Origin of the sequence: Saccharothrix hoggarensis (genome assembly GCF_042678885.1) — a bacterium.
Taxonomy (GTDB): domain Bacteria; phylum Actinomycetota; class Actinomycetes; order Mycobacteriales; family Pseudonocardiaceae; genus Actinosynnema; species Actinosynnema hoggarensis.
Genome location: NZ_JBHTLK010000360.1, coordinates 1 through 4,301, shown reverse-complemented (window position 1 = coordinate 4,301; position 4,301 = coordinate 1). Strand labels below are relative to the sequence as shown.

The 4,301-nt window shown below is 75.6% G+C and carries 4 protein-coding genes and 1 pseudogene; all 5 read left to right on the top strand.

Going from position 1 to position 4,301, the window contains the following annotated elements; translation table 11 throughout:
• A pseudogene (locus ACFQ3T_RS34660) lies at window positions 1–643 on the top strand (flavoprotein); the annotation flags it as partial.
• The gene (locus ACFQ3T_RS34655; RefSeq protein WP_380730039.1) at window positions 630–1,892 is read left to right on the top strand and encodes an MFS transporter; all 1,263 of its coding nucleotides are present in this window, start codon (window positions 630–632) and stop codon (window positions 1,890–1,892) included. The pseudogene ACFQ3T_RS34660 and the gene ACFQ3T_RS34655, both read left to right, overlap by 14 nt.
• A 32-nt stretch (window positions 1,893–1,924) precedes the next feature.
• Window positions 1,925–2,314 carry an MmcQ/YjbR family DNA-binding protein gene (locus ACFQ3T_RS34650; RefSeq protein WP_380730037.1) on the top strand — a complete coding sequence of 130 codons (390 nt, stop codon included), beginning with the start codon at window positions 1,925–1,927 and terminating at the stop codon, window positions 2,312–2,314.
• On the top strand, window positions 2,311–3,033 hold the full coding sequence (locus ACFQ3T_RS34645) for a polyamine aminopropyltransferase (protein ID WP_380730035.1): 723 nt from the start codon (window positions 2,311–2,313) through the stop codon (window positions 3,031–3,033). The genes ACFQ3T_RS34650 and ACFQ3T_RS34645 overlap by 4 nt, the downstream gene beginning before the upstream one ends.
• Window positions 3,034–3,117: 84 nt before the next feature.
• The coding region (locus tag ACFQ3T_RS34640; protein WP_380730041.1) for a serine/threonine-protein kinase at window positions 3,118–4,301 on the top strand (1,184 nt) is incomplete at its 3' end.

The following is a 4,301-nucleotide window of genomic DNA, read 5'->3' as shown; positions in this document are numbered from 1 at the left end:
GCCGGCCCGCGGCGCGTTGGGGCTCCGGGCGCGGGAGGCCGTGCGGGCCGGGCACGTCGACGTGGTCACCGGGTTCCGCACGGCGGCCGTCGAGCGCGACGGCGACCGGCTGGTCCTGGTGTCGCAGGACGGGCGCCGCCTCGACCCGGTGGACGAGGTCGTCGCGCTGACCGGGTTCCGACCGGACCACTCGTGGCTGTCGGAGGTGCGGCTCGACCTGGACCCGGTGTTGCAGGCGCCGACCAGGCTCGCGCCGCTCATCGACCCGAACGCGCACTCCTGCGGCACCGTGTACCCGCACGGCGCGAACGAGCTCCGCCACCCGGAGCCCGGTGTCTACCTTGTGGGTATGAAGAGCTACGGCCGCGCGCCGACGTTCCTCGCCCTGACCGGCTACGAGCAGGTCCGCAGCGTCGTCGCCGAGATCGCGGGCGACCACGAGGCCGCGGCGAACGTCGAGCTGACGTTGCCGGAGACCGGGGTGTGCGGCGGGTCCGGCGTGTTCGACGTGGCCGAGCCGGGGACCGGCGCGTGCGGGGTGGCCGAGCCGGCCGCCGACGTGGCGGGGCCGGCGGACGCGGGCTGCTGCGGCGGCCCGCGGGTGGCGGAGCTGACGCTGACGGCCCCGGGTGCTCGGGGCTGAGGCGACCCGACCCGGCGTCATCGGGGGACGCCGGGTCCTGCTCGTCCTGTGCCTGACCCAGATCACCGGCTGGGGCGTGCTGGTCTACGGCTTCCCGGTGCTCACCCCGTCCGTCGTGGCCGGCACGGGCTGGTCGACCCCGGTGGTGGTCGGCGCGTTCTCGGTGTCGCAGCTGCTCGCCGCGGTCGGCGGGGTGCCCGTGGGCAGGCTGCTCGACCGGCACGGGCCGCGCCTGGTGATGACGGTCGGGTCGCTGCTGGCCGTGGCGTCCCTGGCGGTGGTCGCGTCGGCGCGAGCGCTCCCGTGGTTCTACGCGGGGTGGGTGCTCGCCGGCGTCGCCATGGCGGGTGTGCTCTACCAGCCGGCGTTCGCCGCCCTCACCCGCTGGCACGACGGCGAGCGCCGCGTGGCCGCGCTGACCGCCGTGACCCTGGCGGGCGGGCTCGCGAGCACGGTCTTCGCGCCGCTCACCGACGTGCTGGAGTCGCACCTCGGCTGGCGGGCCACGTACCTGGTGCTCGCCGGGGTGCTGGCGGTGCTGACCGTGCCCGCGCACCTGTTCGGGCTCCGGCTCCCCTGGCCCGAGGCCCCCGTCACGGCGGAGACGCGCCGACCGACCGCGATCGCCCGCAGCCGGCCGTTCGCGCTGCTCGTGGTCGCGCTGAGCCTGGCCGCGCTGGGCGTGTACGGGGTCATCGTCCCGCTCGTGCCGCTGTTCGCCGAACGGGGGCTTTCCACGACGGCCGCCGCGTGGGCGCTCGGGTTGGGCGGCGCCGGGCAGGTCGTCGGCCGCCTCGCCTACGGTCGCCTGGCCGCCCGGACCGACGTGCGGACCCGGACCGCGTTCGTCCTGCTCGGAGCCGCCGGCACCACCCTCCTCCTGGGACTCGTCCCCGGACCGGCGGCCCTGCTGATCGCCGTCGCCGTCCTGGCGGGGGCCTTCCGGGGGATCTTCACGCTCGTCCACGCCACCGCCGTCACCGACCGCTGGGGCACCGCCCACTACGGACGGCTCAGCGCGCTCGTCCACGCGCCGTTCGCCGTCACCGCCGCGATCGCGCCGTGGGCGGCGTCCGCGCTCGCCGGCGCCCTCGGCGGCTACCCGGCCGTCTTCACCGTCCTCGCCGCGCTGGGCGGTCTCGCGGCGGTCGTGTCGCTGAAGTCCGTGCCGCCGAAGCCGGGACCGCTCGGGTCCGGGCCGATCGGGTCCGGGCCGAGCGAGTCGGGGCGGCCGGGGCGTGCGACCTAGACTGCGGGGGTTCGGACATACCTGGGGGCGCGGTGGCTGTGCTGAGTGACGAGTTCTTCCGGATCGTGGACGCCCTGGCCGACGTCGAGCGCGCGGAGAGCGGGCAGTACACGACGTTCAGCGTGCGCGGCAAGCGGTTCGGCTACTACTGGCCGCGGACGCAGACCGTCGGGCTGAAGCAGACGCTGTCCGAGCAGCTGGCGCTGGTGTCGGAGCGGCCGGACGTCTTCGAGGAGCAGTTCACGGCGGGCGGCTTCGGCTGGGTCGTCGTGTACTTGGCGGGCATCGAGGCGGACGAGCTGTCGGAACTGGTCTTCGAGGCGTGGCGGCTGTCCGCGCCCGACGACCTGGTGGCACTGGCGCCCGACCCGGCGGCGCGGCCGCCCGCACGGCGGCAACCGACTCGGAGGCGATCCGGATGAACGCGCGTTTCCAGGAACTCGACTGGCGGCAGACCGCTCTGGGCGAACTCGTCCTGCGCCGTCGCTGGGACCCGGTCTTCGACCGCGAGGTCCACGAGATCAAGCTCAACGACGAGTTCCTGATGTCCAGCCTGTTCACCGTCGCCGAGGAGGAGATGGCGCGGCTGGCGCTCGCGGGCATGCCCGCGCCGCTGGACGTGGTCGTCGGCGGGCTCGGGCTCGGCTACACCGCGCGGACCGTGCTGGAGAACCCGAACGTGCGCTCGATGCGGGTCGTCGACGCGCTCGGCGAGGTCATCGAGTGGCACGAGCAGGGCCTCCTGCCCGGTGGCGCGGCGATGGCCGCCGACCCGCGCTGCACCCTCGTCCACGGCGACTTCTTCGCGCTCTCGCGGTCGGACGACGGGCTCGACCCCGGCACGCCCGGCCGGCGCTTCCACGCGATCATCGTCGACATCGACCACTCGCCGCGCCACCTGCTGCACCCCGGCAACGCCGACTTCTACGAGCCCGACGGCGCGCGCCGCCTCGCCGCCCGGCTGCACCCCGGCAGCGTGTTCGCCCTCTGGTCCAACGACCCGCCGGACGACGACTACACCGCCGTGCTCGCCGACCACTTCGACCGGGTCGACGCCGAGGTCGTCCGCTTCCCCAACCCGCTCCAGCAGCGCGACGCGACCGCCACCGTGTACCTGGCCCGCACGGCGCCCGACGCCTGATCCGCGCGCGCCCCGAGGGCCGTAGGGTTGTCCGCGCGGCGTGGACCGGTGGTCCGTGGTGCCGGGAAGGACGGGGTGCGGGTGATGGACGCGGGGCGTCTGGTGGCCGGGCGGTACCGGCTGCGCAGGCGCGTGGGAGCCGGTGCGATGGGCGTCGTGTGGCAGGCGGTCGACGAACGCCTGGACCGCGGCGTGGCGCTCAAGCAGCTCGTCGTGCCCGAGGGTTCCGACCCCGTCGAGGCGGTGCGCCGCGCGGCCCGCGAGGGGCGCATCGCGGCCCGGTTGCAGCACCCGAACGCGGTCACCGTGCACGACGTCGTCGAAGAGGACGGCCGGCCGGTGCTCGTCATGGAGTTCCTGGTCGCGCGGACCCTGGCCGAGCTGATCGCCGAGCAGGGCACCCTGCCGCCGGCGCGGGTGACGGCCATCGGCGCGCAGATCGCGGGCGCCCTGACCGCCGCGCACGCCGCCGGCATCGTGCACCGCGACGTCAAGCCCGGCAACATCCTGCTGACCGAGGACGGCACCGCGAAGATCACCGACTTCGGGATCGCCCGCGCGGTCGGCGACGTCACCGTCACCAGGACCGGTCTGCTCGCCGGCACGCCCGCGTTCCTGTCGCCCGAGGTCGCGCGCGGCGGCGAGCCGGGACCGGCGTCCGACGTCTTCGCCCTCGGCGGCACGCTCTACGCGGCGGTCGAGGGGCGGCCGCCGTTCGGCGACGGCGACAACGCCATCGCGCTGCTGCCCGCCGTGGCCGGGAGGCGGTTCGCGCCGCCGACGCAGGCCGGTCCGCTGACCGACGTGCTGCTGGACATGCTGCGCACCGACCCCGCCACCCGGCCGACCATGGCGGAGGCCGCCCGACGACTGCGGACCGCGGCGGGCCTGACCCTGCCGTCGGACGGCCTGCCGGTCGCGGCCCAGCCGAACCAGACCCAGCCGAACCAGACCCCGCCGGGCGGAACTCCTGTCGGCGGGACTCCTCTGAGCGGGATTCCTGTCGGCGGAACGCCACCGGGCGGAACTCCCCCGGGTGGACATTCGTCGGGTGGAAATTCGCCGGGCGGGACTCCTCCGGGCGGAACTCCTTCGGGCGGCACCCCTCAGGGCGGAACTTCTGCGGCCGGAACTTCTGCGGCCGGGACTTCCCAGGGCGGGATTTCCGCGGCCGGAAGGCCGGGCGCCGACGCGTCGCCCGCGGACCCGCCCACCGTCGTGCACGCACCGGTGCAGGTGAGCGGGCGGCCCGGCGCCGCGCCGGCCCG